An 18,369-nucleotide genomic window follows, 5' to 3' on the forward strand; every position below is an offset into this window, starting at 1 on the left:
CCTATTTTAAATTATCTTTCTCTTTGGTCAGGTAATACTGTCCGACAGAGCAGAGGATGATGACCACTCCCATGAGAATCGTCATCGCACTTCCCACGCCCAGATCGTTGCGGTCCATGATCGTAGAGGTGATCATCATGATCAGGGGCTTCGTAGTCTCTCCCGGCCCGCCCTTCGTCATCAGCCTTGGCTGGCCGTAGACGTTGAAGGAAGCGATGATTGTCGTCATCAGGACAAAGAAAAACACGTTTTTGATATTTGGCAGAATGATGTATCGGAGCTGTACCCAGAATCCTGCGCCATCCATGGCGGAGGCCTCGTACAGATTGGTGTCAATTTCATTGAGTGCGTTGACAAACAGCATCATATTGTAGCCGATCGTCCACCAGACCGTGGCTACCGTCAGCGCCACCCATACAAATGGCTGCTGCTCCATCCAGGGAATCGGTGACTTAATGATTCCCATGCTGAGCAGCATGTTGTTAAAATAACCGCCGTTTCCCTTCATCAGCCATACGAACACCGCCGCCACAGCGGTTACGGAAACGGAATAGGATGCAAAATAAATCGTCCGGAAAATCCCCTTCATCCGTTCCGGCAGCCGGTCCAGCAGAAGCGCCAGAAACAGGCTTCCAAACACCAGAAACGGAGTGGTGAGCACGACGAATATTACCGTATTGCTCAATCCCTGAATAAATGATTTGTGGTACATGGATGAGGAAAATAAAATCTTGATGTAGTTCGCGAATCCCACGAACCCTTTGTTTCCCTGAATCAGACTGTATTTTGTTACGCTCATCGCGATACCGTATACAAATGGGATCAGCCAGAACAGTAGAAAAAACAGTAGAAAGGGAATGATAAACAGCACTGCCGTGCCTTTTCTTTTCTTCATGATAACCTCCCGTCTGCTGCCCTGCAGCTTGCGTCAGAAATATTGCTGCTCCCCCGCGGGAACAGCGACTCAGAAAGGGCTGCCGCACTCATATTCTTAAAAAGCGGCAGCCCCTCATGGTTTAACGATTATAATTCAGATAATTCTGTCGCAATCTCCGTTGCGTTCTTCAGCTCCTCCATCAAATCCTCTTTCTTTAAATCAGGAGTCTGGATTACCATGGACCATACGGTTGTATTGACGTATTTCACCTGTTCCCTGATATTGTAGATGGCCGGAAGAATCATGGCGTAATCAAAGATCTGATAGTTTACATTGGCAACCGGATACTTCTCTGGAGACTGTTTTACCAGTTCCATGGTCTTTAAATGAATCGGAGCCTGACCGGAATCTGCCCAGTTTAACATGATCTCCGGCTGGTATGCGAATTTCATAAATGCTGCGATTCCGTCAATCTTCTTCTCGTCTGTCACCTTTGCAGATACGCCGAAGGTATGGCCGCCGGCCGGAACCACTTTCGTGTCACCGTACAGCTGCGGAAGTGTGCCGATTCCCAGATTGTCGCCCAGAACTTCTTTGGCAGCCGTGTAATTCCACGGTCCCGTCAGAGCTGTAGCTGCGCTGACATTGGTGTTGTCCTTGGATTCTTTGATAAAGGTGTTGAAATGGTCGTTGTCGCCTAAGCCGGCCGCGCTGATATGATCCTTATAGATCAGGTCATGAATCTTCATAAATGCGTCTGCGATCTCATCGGTGTCCATCTTGATGTGCTCGCCTTCCACCCAGTTGCATCCGGACTGGCCGAGAGCCGTCATCCATGCCCACTGATGGTCGCCGGTAAGCGGGATCGACATCGGGTAGATTCCTGAATTTTCAGAATCCAGCTGATCGCGCAGTGCCTTCATATCGTCGTACGTCTTCGGTATTTCTTTTACGTATTCTTTATTGTAGTAGAAGGTCTCTGCGTATAAGTCTAACGGGAAAGCAAAAATTCCGTCGTCGTACTTGGCATACGTCTGGGTAATCGGATGCCAGTCATTCTCAAAGGACAGCCCCGCCTTCTCATAGATGTCAGATACTTCTCTTAAAAGGCCCAGCGCGTGATACGTGGAAATCCAGTCCGCATGGATAATCAGCATGTCGAAATCATCCGATTTGAACTTCGTGTAATGGTCTGCATCCTGAAGCTGCTCGATAAAGTACTGATCCTGGGACTCATTAAACGCATCCACAATCTTGGTCATAAACGGACCGTCGCCGCCGGTAAAGCCGTTGATAAACGTAATCGTCGTCTTTTCCCCCGCCGGCTGTGCCGCAGTCGTCTCCTCCGCTTTGGCCTCGGCCGTTGTCTCCGCCTTGGTCTCCGCCGGTTCCGCCGCTTTCGTCGCCGGTGCTGTTCCTCCGCCGCCGCATCCTGCTAACGACAGAGTCATAACCGCCGCCATTGTCAGTGACATCATTTTCTTCATTTTTCTCATTTCTCCCTCTCCTTTTCTTTTTTATTCCTACTTGATTTTTAACCCAACTTTAATTACAATAAATATGTATTAAACAGAGAAATTTCACCCCGTTTTATGCAATCCCCTCTCTGTCATTCCACATTTATTGCATAATTTATCTTACCATATTTTGTATATTATATCAAGTATGTTTTATATTGCGTCTATATTTTTATTTAATTTTGCTAAATATTGTACTACTTTTTTATTACAGTTGATATTTTATTACATTTTTTATATAATAAATATATGGTTTTAAATTACAGTAATTAAAAAATAATGTAAGAAAAGGAGGAACCGTTCATGTCACGAAAACAGAAAGCCCCGGTTAAGATCATCGGTGAGCGTGATATCCAGCTTCACTTAAGCAATCCGGCCCATCACGAGCAGATTGTCAGGATCGGAAAAGCCCTGTCCTCTCCAATCCGCCTCAATATTTTAAACCTGTTGAAAAATACGCCCCTCTCTTTACAGGAGATCGCGGATATTCTCTCCATCCCCGTGTCCTCCACGGCGCTGCACATCAAGATCCTGGAAGAGGCGAAGCTGATCGTCACGGAAACCCAGCCCGGCCTGCACGGTTCCATGCGTGTCTGTATCTGCAGCATGCAGACTTTTCACCTGGAGACCTTTGACGCGGACGCGGATCTGGCTGATAATACGATCACCCTGGATATGCCTGTGGGCAATTACTATCAGATTGAGGTAGAGCCTACCTGCGGTCTGGCAGATGAGAACGGCGTCATGGATGCTTACGACAGCGCCCGCACCTTCTACTCCCCGCTGCGTGGAAATGCACAGCTAATCTGGTTCCAGCAGGGCTTCGTGGAATACCGCTTTCCCAACCTGACCAATCCCTTATTGGAGCTCCACGAAATTTCTTTCTGCATGGAGCTCTGTTCCGAAGCCCCCGGCTTCCTGGAGGACTGGCCGTCCGACATCACCGTCTCCATCAATGGGAACGAGGTCGCCACCTACTGTTCCCCCGGAGATTACGGTGCCCGCCGCGGCCGACTGACTCCCCCCGCCTGGCCCAATGGCCGCACGCAGTACGGACTGTTAAAAAACTTCTCCGTCCGGGAAAGCGGCAGCTACTTAGACGGGCGCCTGATCGATCCGCAGTTGTCGCTCAAAGACTTAAAGCTCCAGGATCACCCCTACATCTCGCTGCTAATCCAGATAAAAAAAGATGCCAGGCATATCGGAGGCATCAATTTATTCGGGGAAAAGTACGGAGATTTTCCGCAGGGGATTGTGATGAGTCTTATCTATTAGAGGGTGCAGGGCGTACTGATACCCGTGCACTTATTTATCGATATCAATCATCTTGCGGTACTGGTTGGGGGACATGTCCATCTCTTCCTTAAAGACACGATAAAAGGTAGTCGTATCCGGGTACCCAATCAGCTCTCCAATCTCATACAGCTTCAGAGACGAGTCCTTCATCAGCTGGAGCGCCTTCTGGATGCGGTATCGGCGCAGGTAACGGACAAAAGTCACTCCCGTCTCATTTTTAAAGAGTGTAGAAAAATAATTGGGATGAAGCTTCACCTCGTCAGCCACATCCGGGAGTGTAATTTCCTTCCTGTAATTAGCCTCAATGTACCGGACCGCTTTCTGAACCATAAAGCTGTTTGCACTCTCTTTTGCATATTCGTGGTAATCGTAAATATACTGATGCCACAGCTCCAGAAAACGCTTATATAAATCGTAAGCCGAATACGCTGTCTGTATGACATTTACCAGGTCCATATCGGTCAGTTTGTAATGGCTGATGACCCGGATAAACCCGTTGTCCTTCGCCATCACCCTGTACACGATATCAGACAGCAGCTTCTTCGTATCTCCTACATTCTTTCTGGACCTGCACAGATAGGCAAACAGCTTCTCCGAGGACTTCTGCAGCCCGTCAAAGCTGCCGTTACAGATATGAAGGCATACCTCATCCACCAGGCCCGCGGAGGACTCTCCTTCATCAGTTCCTTTGTCCGGGAAATCGTAAAAGGTCAGGCTGAGGGCCTGTCTGCACTGGTCAAAGACATGGTCTGCACTGGAAAGGCAGAATAAATCGCTGACTGCAATATATTTATATTTTTTCTTTAGCATTACTTTCAGCTTTTCATACTGCTTTTTACTGATATCATTGACGATCACCACCCAGAGTCCCTGATAAATCCCCTGCAGCAGCTTAAAACTGCTGCTGACCTTTGCATACGCATTCTGAGTGGCGATAAAAAGTGTCTCGGTCTCCTCCTTTTTGGGCTGATAGCCGCGGAACACCTCCTGCAGAACCATGACAGAATCTCCGGCGTATTCCGAGACCAGTTCATCGATTTTATCGTTCTGCATCAGCTGTTCCACCCGGTGCTGCTGGATCAGCATCAGCTTTTCCAGCCCCATCTGGTGGTTGTAAAATTTTTTCAGATAGTTTGTCCGCTCTGCGCTTCTCATGCACTTTTGAAGGACCATGGAAAAATCGTCAGGATCAATCGGCTTCAGAAGGTAGTCCACCGCCCCATAACGGAGTGCCGAATGGACGTATTCGTAATCATCAAATCCGCTGATCACTATGATCTGCCCATCATACTGAAGACCGTTAAGCCGTTCCATCAGTCCGATTCCGGAGCACCTTGGCATCTTTACATCGGTAAATATAATATCAATAGGATACATACATACTTTTTCAAATGCCTCGATCCCATCCCTGCTTTCAAAGACAGCCGCAAAACTGCACTGGGAATCCTCTTTTATAAATTTCCGTATAACCGCACGGATCGCATCGTCGTCATCAACTATTAAAATCTGCAAATTCACATCTTCCTTTCTGCAAATGGAGCCAGGCCCCCTGCCGCAAGCGACGCAGCATATGCCCTTGCGGGAATAACCACGATCACACTGGTTCCGAAAGGGGGACTGGATTCGATATGGACATCATACTGCGATCCATAAAACAGCTGTATCCTCCGGTTTACATTGCGCAGTCCTATGGTCTTAAATTTCTCATTTTTCCCCTGTATGTAATCATTCAAATCCGTCAGGTACGGTTCTTCAATCCCCGGACCGTTATCAATGACCTTAAAGATGATTTTTTCGTTCTTCACATATCCCAGCAGCTCAATGCTGCCGTTCTGCGTCTGCATGCTGATGCCGTGGTAGACCGCATTTTCAATCAGCGGTTGCAGCAGAAGCTTCAAAATCCGGTGGTCATAGAGTTCTTCCTCTATGCTGACACAGAAATTCAGCTGCTCCTTATAGCGGATTTTCTGAAGCTCCATATAATCGTGGAGTTCGTCCAGTTCCTGGCGCACGGTAACCGTATCATCCGGCTGGGAGATACTGTAGCGAAGACTGCGCCCTAAAAGGACAGCCATATAGGCAAGCTCCTTTTCTCCTTTCAAATAGGCTCCAGCAGATATGCTCTCCAGCGTATTATATAAAAAATGAGGATTGATCTGCGCCCGGAGCATCTGGATCTCCAGGTGGTTATACTGCAGCTTCTGCTCATACTTTTCCTGGATCAGGAGCTGAATCTCGGAGGTCATGGTCTCGAAGGACTTTGAAAAATGAGTCAGTTCATCCTTTCCCTCATCATCCAGTGTTATCGAAAAGTTCCCCTTTTCCACCTCCTTGCAGGCCGCTTCTAAATGGCGCAGGGGATTCCTGATACTGTTCACAATACTGCTGAAGCAAACGGCAAGTCCTGCCAGCACAAGGCACATGAAAATAAAAAATGCCCGTTCCTGGCGTATGATATATTCCACATAGACATCATAAGGGGTCAGGACGGCCGCTGTATATCCCTCCGCTGTCACCGTATAATCGCCCAGATACCGCCTGCCTCCGATATTCAGCTTTTGTGAACGGGCCGATGTCTTTTTGTTGTCATCCCCAAAGGAAAGCGCCCGTGAAAGTTCCGATGTGTATTCTGCATCCAAATCACCGAACAGCAATTCTCCCTCCCGGTTAAAAACAGACAGCTTCTGGCTGGAAAACGTCCGTTTATCTTTGAAATAGTCCAGAAGCGGCTCTACGTCACATCGGATCAGGATCATACCGATCGGTCTTACCGTGTCGGAATTCACGATCGCCCGAGCTGCATAGAACGAAGTATCCTGTTTTATGAAATGGTCTGTCCCTTCAATCAGATCCTTAGGAAGGCAGTACATCCGGCCTCGCAGCTTCATGACGCGCTCCGTCCACGTTTTATCCAGATTCATCTTCCCCATCACGTAGCTGTGCATATAATAGTAATTTCCGGATATCTCTTTATATACCATATCGTGATCTTCCGTGGAAAGCGTTCTTAAGTAATTTCCCTTTAAGTCTGTAATATCAATCGTCGAAACGCGGGAATTCATTTCCATCAGGGCGTAGCATTCCTTATATGCATTATAGAAATAGGTATACCGGTCTTCGCTGGAGCTTCTTGTAATATCGCCCTGATTGGCGGTCAGAAAATTATAGATTTCCGTCCGGTCCGGCGCCTGCAGAATCGGCATTTTCGTGGCAATATACAAATCTCTCAGCCAGTCATCCAGGTTGATGGAGATGACAGTCACCACCGTAGAGTTACTGTTCCGGATGGTCGCCCTGGTCACCTGTACCGATCTGAGCGTCAGATAAAACAGACAGGCGCATGCCACAGCCAGCACGATCAGTCCAAGAGACAGCAGCCTCTGCCGTATGGATATTCCCCGCAGCAGCGTTTCTACCTTTCTTGTAAGCTTTTTCATCTCCACTATATCTCCAGGCAAAAGCCATCGTATGCCACATACCAGCCATCGGTTCCCACTTCCTGCTCCAATTCCTCATGAAGGACACCGCCATGATGGGAAAAATGGGTGATCACTATTTTCGTATCCGAATCCACGCATCCATACAATTTAAGCCGTTTTATGACCTCCCGGTTATCCGGAATTCCCATATGGTTGGTTCCCTCCTTTTGCCTTCCCATGGTACAGTCTAAGCTGACTCCGTCAAGGTGCCCCTCCCATTCCAGAAACCTCCAGGTCTCATCCGGAAACCAGCCGGTATCATTTCCATACAGCAGTTTCTTCCCGTCCTTTTTCAGGAGATAGATCAGGCAGTTCTGCCTCCTGTCATGAAGCGCAGGAAGGGGAGTAATGGTATATCCCTGTAAATTCAGAGTTTGAAATTTCGTTATGGTATGAAAGGCAAGTCTGCGATCCAGTTCCATGTATGGAGATGCGGTTCTCACGGCCTCCCCGAACCATTCGCAGCATAATTCGTTTCCATAGATCTGAAGGATTCCCGTTACCTCATCCGAGAATCCGTTTCCTCTCATGGTCAGGTCCAGGGGATAAAAATGGTCCTGGTGGGCATGAGTCAGAAGAATATTCTGCACGGCCGCCATCGGGACGTGGTACTGAATCATATGGTAATAGGAATCCGGCGGAAAATCGATTAACAGGGAATCATCGACCAGGGCCTGACTGCGGCTCCGTATATTTTTACCGCCTCTTCTGACAGCCTCCCTGCATACCGGACAGTTACAGAAGATCCCTGGCCAGCCTTCCGCTGCCGCGGTTCCAAGATATTGTATTTTCATTCACAGCCTCCTATGATTTTACGGCACCACTGGTCAGTCCGCTGATAATGTATTTCTGCATAAACGCGTAAAAGATAAGAATCGGCAGCATGGACATGAGAATCGTTGCAAAGGTCAAGCCATAGTTAATCATATATTCCGTCTTAAAATTATACTGGAACAATGTCAGCGTCCAGTACTTCCAGGAGCGGTTTAAGGTAACCAGCGGGAGCATGAAATCGTTCCACGTCCAGAGCGCCATTTTAATCAGAACCGTTGCAAGCATGGGCTTTAACAGCGGGAACACAATTTTCGTATAGGTCTGAAACGTGCTGGCCCCATCTACATAAGCCGCCTCTTCCATCTCCTGGGGAATCGCTCCCATATATCCGACCAACAGGAATACACTTTCGCAGGTAGAACTGGAGATGCACAGAATGATCAGACCCGTGGGATTTAACATATGCAGGTAACTCATCATCTTAACCAACGGCATCATCTTCACCTGAAACGGAATGAAGATTCCCAGCAGGAGAAAATAGTAGATCCACCGGTAGACACGGCTTGACGGCATACTTCTCGCTATGGCGTAGCTCATGGCAGGCATGATAATCATATTGCCCAGAAGCACAAACACGGTGATATACGCAGTGTTCTTAAAGGCGGACCAATACTCCTTTGATGTCAGGATTACCCACACATTTTCCATGGTTGCAGGGAGAGGGGGCGTAAAAAAGCTTTTGGCCGTCTGGATATTCGTCTTAAACGCTGTCACGATCGTGATATAAAGCGGAAACAGAATGAGAATCAGCCCCAAAATCAGAACGAAATAGGTAAGTATACGAACTTTTTTCTTTTTTGTCACGTACTTACACCCCCTTCTTCTTATTCGTAAATGTAATCTGGACCGCAGAAATCGCGGCGATAATAATACCTGCGATGATGGCTTCCGCGATGCTGTAAGCATATTTGTTCTGTGTAAATCCATGTTCATAAATCAATAGTGCGATACTTCTTGTCGCTCCGCCCGGGCCGCCCCCGGTCATACTCTGGATATAATCGAAGACCATCAGACCACCCTTCAGTGTCAGGACCAACACGACACTGAGCACCGGCAAAATAAACGGAACCGCGATAAACCGAAATTTCTGAAAATCCCTGGCTCCGTCTAAAGAGGCGGCTTCCAGCAAATCCATGGGGATGGACTGTAAACCGGCCAGAATCAACAGCGTCGGGATCGGAAGCCCCTGCCACAAATTGACGAAGAGAATTGCCCATATCGCCATTCTGGGGCTGCTTAACAGGCTCTTGCTTAAGGTGGGATTTCCAAGAGCTTTTCCAATCGGCGGCAGTATATAATAAAAAATCTGATTAAAAATCAGACCGACCGTCAGCATGCTGAGCACCGCCGGTATAAAATACATGGAGCGGAAGAACCCGCGGCCCTTTACCGATTGATTCAAAAACAGCGCCAGACATACCGCAAGAATAATGGTCAGAATAATCAGAAACAGGCTATACTTCAGTGTGAATCCGAGCGCATTGATAAACTGCTTATCCTGGAAGATCTTCACGTAATTCTGCATTCCTATCATGTTGAACTTCTTTTTTACCCCATCCCAATCCGTCAGGCTGTAATACGCTCCCATCAGGATAGGAAAAATAAAAAAAGCAGAATACAGAAGGAAACCAGGAATCGTAAATACCATAAATGTCCTTCTCTTTTTTGCATCAGCTTTGCTTTTTGACATTCTATCTTCTCCTTTAAAAAAGGAGAGAGATGTTTACTCTCTCCCCTGTCATTTATTGATTATAGAAGCTCTTTATTGCGGTATCGCAGGACTGCAGGAATTCTTCCTTATCTCCGTCTATGAACAGCTGCTGAACTGGTGTCCGCAGTTCCTCGCGAAGGGAATTAGGCCAGAAATTAACTGCGGTCAAGAAGGTATCTCCGCTCTGAATCGCAGCGTTGATCTGCTCATGCTCGCTTACTTTATATTCCACGCCTTTGATCAGATTCGGGTTTCCATCGGCGTCACAGTAGGTCTGTGCATTTTCTGTGCGCGATAAAAATTCCAAGAACTTCGTGGCTTCTTCCGGATGCTTCGTATTCGTGCATACGCTGAAGGAACAGTCTACATTAATCGGAACATTAGTCTTCTCTCCGGTCGGATTCGGGAATGGGATCAGAACCACATCGACGTCCGGATTATTATTTCTCAGTGTGGTAAGCCCCCAGGTACCGCACAGCATCATAGCGGCTTCCTCATTTGCCATGGCCGCATATCCGATATTGCTGTCAACACCGAGGGAGTCATCTCCGCTGTATCCATACAGTTTATACATGACATCGGCTATGGTATTCAAAGCTACGGAATCCTCTGCCTTGATCTCCCCTTTTGCAATTTTCTCAAATTCGGAGTTGCTGTCATTGTTGATGACTCCGACCAGACGCTCAAACCGCTGTGCGATATTGCCAAGCTCTTTATCGATGGACACCATGGGCTGAATCCCTGCTGCCTGGAACTTGTCGCACGCTGCAATCAGCTCTTCATACGTGGTTGGCAGCTCGATTCCCTGCTGTTCAAACAACCGGCTATTACAGTAGATACCAAATGCGCTGACCGAATAAGGAAGGGCATAGTACTTACCGTCACAGACTGTCATATCCCGGGATTCCTGGGATACCTGATTTAAGAATTCCTGGTCCGAGATATCAATCATGATTCCTTCCCGGAACATATCTTTATAAAACTGCTCCGCCGGATAGGTGTTCAGCAGATCCGGCATCTCATTTGTTGAAAGTCTGGTCTGCAGAACAGTCCGCCCATCGCTTGTCACAGTTATATTGATCTTGATATTCGGATTTTCCTCTTCAAATTTCTTTGCCAGCTCTTCCATAACCGGCTGTATCTCTGTTTTGGAAAGAAACAGCTCCAGCTCTACCTTTTCCTGCTCCGCCTCCTTCTGGTCCGCTGCCTCTTTCGTCGTTTCTGCCGCAGCTTCCCCTGCCGTAGTCCCCGCCGGCTCCGTTTTGTTTCCCGAACTGCATCCTGCAAGTCCCATTACCACTGCTGCTGTAAGTAACCCCGCCATCCATTTTCTTTTCATATGATCCTCCTTTGAACGATTTTCCTTCTCTATAAGATGATACAATCATACCAGCTTCAAAAATCAATATGAATTGTAATTTCTAATATTTTATTGCATTTTTTAACATTTTTATATTTTTTATCCATATTTCAGGCCGTTTTCCCCCTCTGTAAGGTGATACTGCACAGAAAATTCTTAAGACACACTCCAGGACAGGTAACACAAAAAGAACGGGAATGGCATATCAATTATGCCAATTCCCGTTCTTTTCGTCAGAAAGTATCCTGTACGGCAATGGAATTTACATTATCTAAGTTCCGTCGTAGAGATTACATCCATATCATCAAATGCCTGGTTCTCGCCGCCCATAGCCCAGATAAATGTATAGTTGCTGGTGCCTGCGCCTGCGTGAATGCTCCAGGATGGGCTGATAACAGCCTGCTCGTTCTGCATTACGATGTGTCTTGTCTCGTTTCCTTCGCCCATCATGTGGAATACCACATTGTTCTCCGGAATCTCGAAGTACATGTAAACTTCCATACGTCTCTCATGAGTATGAGCCGGCATGGTGTTCCATACGCTGCCCGGATCAAGCACGGTCATGCCCATGGAAAGCTGGCAGGTCTCAAGAACGTCCGGATGGATGAACTGATTGATTACGCGCTTATTGGAAGTCTCCATAGCGCCCAGCGGCTTCTTTGCTGCCTTCTCAATCGGAATAAAGGTTGTCTTGCAGGCCTTGTGAGCCGGTGCACTCACCATGTAGAACTTTGCAGGGTTCGCTGCATCGTTGCTGGAGAAGAGTACTTCCTTTGTTCCCTTTGTGATGTATAAGCAGTCTTTATAGTTCATATCGAAAACTTCGCCGTCAGCTGTGATCTTGCCGGCTCCGCCGATGTTGAAAATACCGATCTCACGTCTCTCCAGGAAATAGCCTGTCCCGAAGTTTTTCCAGATGTCGATTCCCTTGTCGATGGAAACAGTCTCCGTAGTCGGCATGCATCCCAGTGTAACCATACGGTCTACGTGGGAGTATACGGCTACGACTTCATTAGCAGCATATAAATTCTCGATTAAAAATTCATTTCTCGTCTCTTCTGTTGTGTAACGTTTAAAATCCTTCTGATTGGCTGAATAACGGATATCCATTTATTAAGAACCCTCCTTGTAATATGTATTAATTTGTAGAAATAACTGACCAATCTCATGGTAACACAAGGAAGTTTTTAATTCAATCCTTTCTTTGAGATATCATAAAAAAGAACATCTTTTCCTGAAAATTGTGTATCTTTTCTACGTGTCTCAGGCCCTTCTTTCTCTCCTCCGTCCGCCTTTTGCCGTCACGAAATGACCTTCAGAATGTGGTCCACATAATTTTGCACCGCTGTTTTTGTCTCTTCCGTCACCGCCCGGTCCGCCATCTCGCCGGACACGTGTTTGATTCCATACGCCGGCTGAACCGCTCCTTTGATATTGCACGGAACAGAGATCGGAACCATGCCCATATGCTGGGCAAAGGTATTCATCACCTGCAGGCAGAGCTCCGGCCCGCCGCATCCGTCTCCCGCTGATGTGAAGCACCCGAAATACATCCCGGCCATAGGCGCTTCCACCCACAATTTTTCGAAGGAATCCATAAATGCCTTCATCTGCGCCGAAACGCATCCGTAATACGTCGGAGAACCGAGAAGCAGCACATCACTTCCCAGAACCTGCGCCGCTTCCTCTATGACCGGCACCGCCTCTATTGCATCCTGCAGACACTTGAAATCCTCTATCCTCTTTTCCCCTGACTCGAAGGAGGCATCCGCGGTTCTGTAAAGAGCCACCTCCTGCCCTCTCTCCTGAAGCGCTCTGTAAAAACAGTCTGCGATCTGATACGTGTTTCCGCAGACACTGTGAAATACAATCGTAAATTTTGCCATGATTTTTGTCTCTCCTTTTAATACCGCTATGGTTTTGTAGTTTTACTTTATGATCACCGCCTATAGCATTATGTTTTATTATACCAGATGATTAGCGAAAGAAAAGAGCGCTGATAAAATTTAAAAGGAATGATTGCCGCATAGGCATCAATCATGTATAATATAGTTAGTTACATCTAACCATATTTCAAATAAAAAGAACTCTATTTCAAAAGGAGGTCCTACACATGAAAAAGGAAATGGATATCAGGCTGTATAAGTATGAGATCATCAAAGGGAAAGAGGAAACCGCAGAAGAATGGCTGAATTTCTTAAACGCCAACCGGAAGGCAGGAGAGGCCTTGTTAAAAGATGAGCACGCTTATCTGGAGGCGTATTTCAAGACAATGGAAGGCGGCAATCTGTATGTCTACATGTTTTTTGCCTGTGAAGATGTGAATTTTTCTAACGATAAGGCGATCAATCAAGGCAGTGGGCTGGATGAACAGCATTTCGCCTATATGAGGGAATGCATAGATCTTTCCAGGGGGGATATCATGGATTGCCTTCTTTACCTTGACAACATGGAAGACGCTGTCAGGTAAACCAATCCTGATCCCCCCTGAACCCATTGACCGGACAGTGAAACACAATTATCAGACACTTTCTAAGTCCCACAGTCTGATTCTGCTCTTCTCACAATCGATCATGACACGAGATTCTCTGGATACCGGATAGTATCTGGAAGTGAATACCGTGCTGCCTTGGTTTACATAAACTTCAATTGCAGAGGTATCCATGATGATGCGGATATCCTCCAGACTGCCGATTTCGGCACGCCTCACAGTACGCCCTGCGCCCGTCCGGTTTAAAAATTTCATGGAGAAAACTCCGTCCTTATAATCCAGAACCAGGTCCTGGTTAAAACAGATACGGCAGGAAGCCGGTTCCATTCCATTGATACCTTTTTGATTGATATCTTTCTGATTTATTTCTATTTTATCTATCTCTACCTCATATATCCCCTCAGAAAGGACGGAGGTTTCTCCTGTTTTTACCTCTCTCTCATTTCGGCGCAGCCGCTTTAATTCTTCCACCGGCCTCTGGCACAGCCGGCCGGCCTCATACGTGATTTCCCGCGGAAGCGTCAGGGCATGCTGCCAGCCATCGCCCACCGTCGGATTGCTGTACTCTCCCTCGATATCAGGGAGCCCCATCCAGCCAATTAAGATTCTCCTTCCCTGTTCATCGGTAAATGTCTGCGGTGCGTAGAAATCAAAGCCCTTGTCCCACTCCGTAAATGCCTCCGCTTCCACTATCTGAGGTTTGGCGATCCCTTCCTTAAGGTGGACATAACCGGACTGGTAGACATTCTGATTTTGAAATTCACCCCGGGGCAGCCCCTGCGGACAGATGGATAAAAATGCGGCGTCCTCCATCTCAAAACAGTCCGGACATTCCCACATATAGCCAAATGGATTTTTTGTTGTCATCTCACCGACATACTCCCAGGTCACCATATCGGCCGATTCATAGAGAAGCACCGCGCCCTGGCCGCTGTTCTTCCGGGCGCCCAGCATCATATGATATCTGCCATTTTCCTTCCAGATCTTGGGATCTCTGACGTGAAGCGTGCAGTCCTTCGGATAGTCATCATTGGTGAGAAGCAGCCTCTTCTCTCCCGCCCTGCTTCCGTCTTTTGTCTCCACCAATACCTGGGCGGCCTGCCTGCCCTCGTGGATATAATCATAATCTCCCTCTTCCTTTACATTTCCGGTGTAAAAGAGATGGATTCCATTTTCATCGGTCCAGGCGCATCCGGAATAGACGCCATCCCGGTCGAAGGGACGGTCGGGTTCCAGGAAAATGCCCTCGTCTTTCCAGTGGATCAGATCGCTGCTGACCGCGTGGCCCCAGCATTTTCTCCCCTTTCCCAGGGCGTTCTCCGGCACATACTGATAAAATGCATGGTATGTGCCGTGATACTGACATAAGCCGTTGGGATCGTTGAGCCAGCCAGCGGGGGGCGTCAAATGAAGTTTTAAACGATAAGGGTCCTTTGTTTCATTTCCGGTGGTTCGGTTCATGGCCGGCTCCTTTCAAATCTGGCGCCGCATCGGTTTTATTCTGGGGAAATCCCGATGCGGTCATCCTTCGGTTACTGTAATCAAAACATCTCCTGCTCTGACGGCGCCCTCCACGCTCATTGCCACAGACGAATATGCATAACTGTTGGAGATGATCACTGGTGTCGTAATATCGTATCCCGCCGACTGAATGGCTTCCGCATCGAATTCCAGCATTAAATCCCCCTTTTTCACGGTGTCTCCGCTCTTCACATGAGGAGTAAAATGCTTTCCTCCCAGCTGTACGGTGTCGAGCCCTACGTGGATTAAAATCTCCGTTCCATCTCCGGACATCAGTCCAATCGCATGGCAGGTCTCAAAGATCGTGACTACAGTGCCGTCACACGGGGAAAAGACTTTTCCCTCAGATGGTACCACCGCCGCTCCCTTACCGAGAACTTCAGCAGCAAATGTAGGATCCTTTACTTCTGTCATAGGGATGACAGTTCCGCTCAGAGGGCTGTAAACGGTATGAGGCGTGTTCGGAGTACTTTCTGCGGTTGTGTTCACGAAAGGTTCTTTGGAATCATGAGACTCGTTGTCTGCATCTTTTTTATCGTTTGCCTCTTTTTCTTCCTTCTCGTCGTGGAAAAATGACCAGGAAAGGAAGAACGCCACTGCTGCTGCCACGAGAATGACCAGCGCATACTGCCATACATAGTCGGTAGTGATGAGGAATCCGAACAATCCTGTGATTCCGTAAGCGGAAGCGCCGACACCGAGAATACCGGATACCATGGCTCCGCAGGCGCCGCCGATGCAGCCGGCAATAAAGGATTTTATAAATCTTAAGTTCACACCGAAAATAACAGGTTCCGTAATTCCCAGAAATGCGGAGAGGGAGGCCGGAAGCGCCAGCTCTTTCATTTTTTTATTCTTCGTCTTCATGGCTATAGCGAGAGCCGCCCCGCCCTGGGCCACATTGGCAGCCGTGGCAATCGGCATCCAGGTGTTGATTCCGGCAGAGCTTAACAGACCGGCTTCCAGTGCATTATACATATGATGAACTCCGGCCACAACCGTCGGGGCGTAGACCGCGCCGGCAAAGAACGAACCGATGCCAAATGGAATGGTGATCAGGAACTTCACGCCTTCCAGGACGCCATTTTCCAGCAGCGAGAAGACCGGGCCAAAAACAGTCAGAGTTACGTATCCTGTCACAAGGACCGTCACTAGCGGAGTTACAAATAAGTCAAACATCTCAGGAACGACTTTATGCAGCTTCTTCTCCAGCTTCGACATGAAGAACACCGCGATGACGACCGGTATTACATGGCCCTGATAACCGGTTAGATTAATATTATAGAGACCAAACCACACGGAAGCAGTCGGAATCGACTCGGCTCCCGCCACGGACCATGCGTTTAGGAGGTCCGGATGGATCATGACCATACCGATAACGGCTCCCAGAAATGGATTGCCGCCGAAAACCTTTGCCGCGCTGAACGCAATTAAGACAGGAAGGAAAGTGAAGGCCGCACTGCTCATCAGGTGAAGAATCGTATAGGTTCCCGATCCGGCAAGCGCCGGGTATACCTTGCAGATACCTTCTAAAAGTCCCATCAGGAGACCGCTGGCAACGATGGCCGGAATAATGGGGACGAACACATCACCGAGCGCCTTGATCGCTCTCTGGAACGGATTCCCCTTCTTCGCGGCGGCCTGCTTTACCTCATCCTTCGATGCGGCTGTAATCCCGGCCACAGTGATAAACTCCTCATAGACTTTATTCACCGTGCCCGTGCCGAAAATGATCTGAAGCTGGCCGGAGGCACTGAATACTCCCTTCACCCCGTCTACATTTTCTATGGCTCCCTTTTTGCAGACCGACTCATCTGCCACCACAAGGCGCAGTCTGGTGGCACAGTGGGCTGCCGATATCAGATTGGATTTTCCGCCGATCAATTCAAATACCTGTTTTGCTGATTCCCTGTAATCCATAATTACCCTCCTATACATCTTATGAAATTGTTCCCATTCTTTTTCCCTTTTATTATTCTGTCTTCTTTGTGTTTACTTTTAATTTTATATGAGATCGATCTCATATCTTGTTTTTATTATATACCCTACAATCTTTACTGTAAACCGTCCAATACAACAAACAAAAACTATTTTTTTGTATAAAATGCACAAAATCTGCTGGTCTTCCTATTTAAAGACATTTCCCATTAAAATCTTGCGCTAAAATTTCTCATTAAATTTCTCATTAAATTTTTCCATTAATTTTCAATTAAAATAAGCCGGGCCGAACAGTATCCATATCCTGTGTCCGATCCGACTTTACTTTACTTTACTTTACTTTACTTAACTTTACTCCCCCTGAACTATCGTACTCTTCCCATAAACAATCTCATATCCCATCTTCACCTCCCGGCGAATCTGGTCTCCGGTGCTCAGCATGTTGACCAGCATACGCGCGGCCTCCTCCCCGCTCGTCTTATAGTAGTAGTGAACGGTGGTCAGCCTCGGCACGCATACCCGTGCTGTGTCAGAATCTCCGATTCCGGCAATCTGAATCTCCTCCGGGACCCGCCTTCCGATCTCCCGCAGATACGTCACACCGCCTATGGCGATACTGTCCGTTGCGCAGAAAATGGAATCGATCTCAGGATTTTCACGCAAAAGGAGCTTTGTCTGCTCGTATCCTGAATTCATGCTGAATTTGCCTTCCGCATAGGGTACCCGGTCCGCGCCGATTCCGGCGTCTCTCACCGCCTCCAGAAAGCCTTCCTTTCTTCGCTTACCAGCCGCCTCGTCACGCTCCAGCACGCCTATGCAGGCCGGGTTCTTTCCATGGGCGAGCAGCAGAGAAGTCAGGTCGTATGCTGCGTGATAGTCATCGTGATAGACGCAGGAATACCCCGCAAGGCTCTGGCCCAGGATCACCACCGGAACGGCAAGCTCCTTCAGGACCTTTTTATGAGCCGCCGTAAACACGGTTCCGATCAGGATAATTCCATCGACCTGGTTCTCGGCCAGCACACGCAGATACTTGACCTCTTCCTTCTCATCATTATCCGTATTGGCAAGGAGGAGCTGGTAGCCTGCTTTGGACAGCACTGCGCTGATCCCCGCCACCATACGGCTGATGGATGCGGAATTGATCTTCGGGATAATCACCCCGATCAGATTCGTCTTCTTCGTCCTCAGCGTCTGGGCCTGGGCGGAAGGCTTATACCCGGTCTCCTCGATCACTTTTTTTATTTTCTCTTTTTTATCCTCACTGACGTAGCCGTCATTTAAAAACCGTGAGACCGTCGCCCTGGACACTCCCGCCAGCTTCGCTATTTCATTAATATTCATC

At 47.8% G+C, this 18,369-nt stretch carries 15 protein-coding genes; 2 read left to right on the forward strand and 13 right to left on the reverse strand.

What is annotated here, in order from left to right:
- Position 1 precedes the first annotated feature (1 nt).
- Positions 2-895 (reverse strand): carbohydrate ABC transporter permease, encoded by an 894-nt coding sequence (locus M1L66_RS26405; protein WP_187019677.1) that lies wholly within the window; start codon positions 893-895, stop codon positions 2-4.
- Positions 896-1,023: 128 nt separating this feature from the next.
- Positions 1,024-2,373 carry an ABC transporter substrate-binding protein gene (locus M1L66_RS26410; RefSeq protein ID WP_187019679.1) on the reverse strand — a complete coding sequence of 450 codons (1,350 nt, stop codon included), beginning with the start codon at positions 2,371-2,373 and terminating at the stop codon, positions 1,024-1,026.
- Positions 2,374-2,697: 324 nt separating this feature from the next.
- On the opposite strand from M1L66_RS26410, the gene M1L66_RS26415 reads away from it, so the two are divergent.
- Positions 2,698-3,669 carry an ArsR/SmtB family transcription factor gene (locus M1L66_RS26415; protein ID WP_434688827.1) on the forward strand — a complete coding sequence of 324 codons (972 nt, stop codon included), beginning with the start codon at positions 2,698-2,700 and terminating at the stop codon, positions 3,667-3,669.
- A gap of 30 nt (positions 3,670-3,699) precedes the next feature.
- On the opposite strand, the gene M1L66_RS26420 is transcribed toward M1L66_RS26415, so the two are convergent.
- The 8 genes from M1L66_RS26420 to M1L66_RS26455 all read right to left on the reverse strand — a co-directional run bounded on the left by M1L66_RS26420 (position 3,700) and on the right by M1L66_RS26455 (position 12,960).
- Complete coding sequence (locus M1L66_RS26420; RefSeq protein ID WP_025531176.1) at positions 3,700-5,202, reverse strand: response regulator transcription factor; 1,503 nt, start codon at positions 5,200-5,202, stop codon at positions 3,700-3,702.
- 2 nt (positions 5,203-5,204) lie between these two features.
- Positions 5,205-7,127, reverse strand: a complete 1,923-nt coding sequence (locus M1L66_RS26425) for a sensor histidine kinase (protein WP_187019683.1) — start codon at positions 7,125-7,127, stop codon at positions 5,205-5,207.
- 5 nt (positions 7,128-7,132) lie between these two features.
- On the reverse strand, positions 7,133-7,963 hold the full coding sequence (locus M1L66_RS26430) for an MBL fold metallo-hydrolase (protein ID WP_434688828.1): 831 nt from the start codon (positions 7,961-7,963) through the stop codon (positions 7,133-7,135).
- Positions 7,964-7,973: 10 nt separating this feature from the next.
- Entirely contained in the window at positions 7,974-8,807 is an 834-nt protein-coding gene (locus M1L66_RS26435; RefSeq protein ID WP_002602193.1) for a carbohydrate ABC transporter permease, read from the reverse strand.
- A 4-nt stretch (positions 8,808-8,811) separates the two neighbouring features.
- Positions 8,812-9,693, reverse strand: coding sequence for a carbohydrate ABC transporter permease (locus tag M1L66_RS26440; protein ID WP_434688829.1), 882 nt, complete (start codon positions 9,691-9,693; stop codon positions 8,812-8,814).
- 52 nt (positions 9,694-9,745) lie between these two features.
- Entirely contained in the window at positions 9,746-11,053 is a 1,308-nt protein-coding gene (locus M1L66_RS26445; protein ID WP_187019684.1) for an ABC transporter substrate-binding protein, read from the reverse strand.
- Between the two features lie 288 nt (positions 11,054-11,341).
- Positions 11,342-12,184: a 5-dehydro-4-deoxy-D-glucuronate isomerase gene (gene kduI, locus M1L66_RS26450; RefSeq protein ID WP_002602190.1), complete on the reverse strand. Its 843-nt coding sequence runs from the start codon at positions 12,182-12,184 to the stop codon at positions 11,342-11,344.
- Between the two features lie 191 nt (positions 12,185-12,375).
- Positions 12,376-12,960: a flavodoxin family protein gene (locus tag M1L66_RS26455; RefSeq protein ID WP_434688830.1), complete on the reverse strand. Its 585-nt coding sequence runs from the start codon at positions 12,958-12,960 to the stop codon at positions 12,376-12,378.
- A 227-nt stretch (positions 12,961-13,187) separates the two neighbouring features.
- Here M1L66_RS26455 and M1L66_RS26460 point away from each other — a divergent pair, with 227 nt between their 5' ends.
- Positions 13,188-13,544 carry a DUF6176 family protein gene (locus tag M1L66_RS26460; RefSeq protein ID WP_187019686.1) on the forward strand — a complete coding sequence of 119 codons (357 nt, stop codon included), beginning with the start codon at positions 13,188-13,190 and terminating at the stop codon, positions 13,542-13,544.
- Positions 13,545-13,595: 51 nt separating this feature from the next.
- On the opposite strand, the gene M1L66_RS26465 is transcribed toward M1L66_RS26460, so the two are convergent.
- From M1L66_RS26465 to M1L66_RS26475, 3 genes are all read right to left on the reverse strand, one after another.
- Positions 13,596-15,026 carry a glycoside hydrolase family 32 protein gene (locus tag M1L66_RS26465; RefSeq protein ID WP_187019688.1) on the reverse strand — a complete coding sequence of 477 codons (1,431 nt, stop codon included), beginning with the start codon at positions 15,024-15,026 and terminating at the stop codon, positions 13,596-13,598.
- 60 nt (positions 15,027-15,086) lie between these two features.
- Positions 15,087-17,006, reverse strand: coding sequence for a glucose PTS transporter subunit IIA (locus tag M1L66_RS26470; protein ID WP_434688831.1), 1,920 nt, complete (start codon positions 17,004-17,006; stop codon positions 15,087-15,089).
- A 369-nt stretch (positions 17,007-17,375) separates the two neighbouring features.
- Positions 17,376-18,368 carry a LacI family DNA-binding transcriptional regulator gene (locus tag M1L66_RS26475; RefSeq protein WP_187019691.1) on the reverse strand — a complete coding sequence of 331 codons (993 nt, stop codon included), beginning with the start codon at positions 18,366-18,368 and terminating at the stop codon, positions 17,376-17,378.
- Position 18,369: the final 1 nt, after the last annotated feature.

The organism is Hungatella sp. SB206, from assembly GCF_051132295.1.
In the GTDB taxonomy this organism is placed as follows: Bacteria; Bacillota; Clostridia; order Lachnospirales; family Lachnospiraceae; genus Hungatella; species Hungatella effluvii.

Excerpts from the sequence above, each read along its gene's own strand:
- M1L66_RS26475 (WP_187019691.1), bottom strand. The coding sequence starts at position 18,368 with ATGAATATTAATGAAATAGCGAAGCTGGCGGGAGTGTCCAGGGCGACG.
- kduI (WP_002602190.1), bottom strand. The coding sequence starts at position 12,184 with ATGGATATCCGTTATTCAGCCAATCAGAAGGATTTTAAACGTTACACA.
- M1L66_RS26445 (WP_187019684.1), bottom strand. The coding sequence starts at position 11,053 with ATGAAAAGAAAATGGATGGCGGGGTTACTTACAGCAGCAGTGGTAATG.
- M1L66_RS26470 (WP_434688831.1), bottom strand. The coding sequence starts at position 17,006 with ATGGATTACAGGGAATCAGCAAAACAGGTATTTGAATTGATCGGCGGA.
- M1L66_RS26440 (WP_434688829.1), bottom strand. The coding sequence starts at position 9,693 with ATGTCAAAAAGCAAAGCTGATGCAAAAAAGAGAAGGACATTTATGGTA.
- M1L66_RS26415 (WP_434688827.1), top strand. The coding sequence starts at position 2,698 with ATGTCACGAAAACAGAAAGCCCCGGTTAAGATCATCGGTGAGCGTGAT.
- M1L66_RS26465 (WP_187019688.1), bottom strand. The coding sequence starts at position 15,026 with ATGAACCGAACCACCGGAAATGAAACAAAGGACCCTTATCGTTTAAAA.
- M1L66_RS26425 (WP_187019683.1), bottom strand. The coding sequence starts at position 7,127 with ATGAAAAAGCTTACAAGAAAGGTAGAAACGCTGCTGCGGGGAATATCC.
- M1L66_RS26430 (WP_434688828.1), bottom strand. The coding sequence starts at position 7,963 with ATGAAAATACAATATCTTGGAACCGCGGCAGCGGAAGGCTGGCCAGGG.
- M1L66_RS26405 (WP_187019677.1), bottom strand. The coding sequence starts at position 895 with ATGAAGAAAAGAAAAGGCACGGCAGTGCTGTTTATCATTCCCTTTCTA.
- M1L66_RS26455 (WP_434688830.1), bottom strand. The coding sequence starts at position 12,960 with ATGGCAAAATTTACGATTGTATTTCACAGTGTCTGCGGAAACACGTAT.
- M1L66_RS26410 (WP_187019679.1), bottom strand. The coding sequence starts at position 2,373 with ATGAGAAAAATGAAGAAAATGATGTCACTGACAATGGCGGCGGTTATG.
- M1L66_RS26460 (WP_187019686.1), top strand. The coding sequence starts at position 13,188 with ATGAAAAAGGAAATGGATATCAGGCTGTATAAGTATGAGATCATCAAA.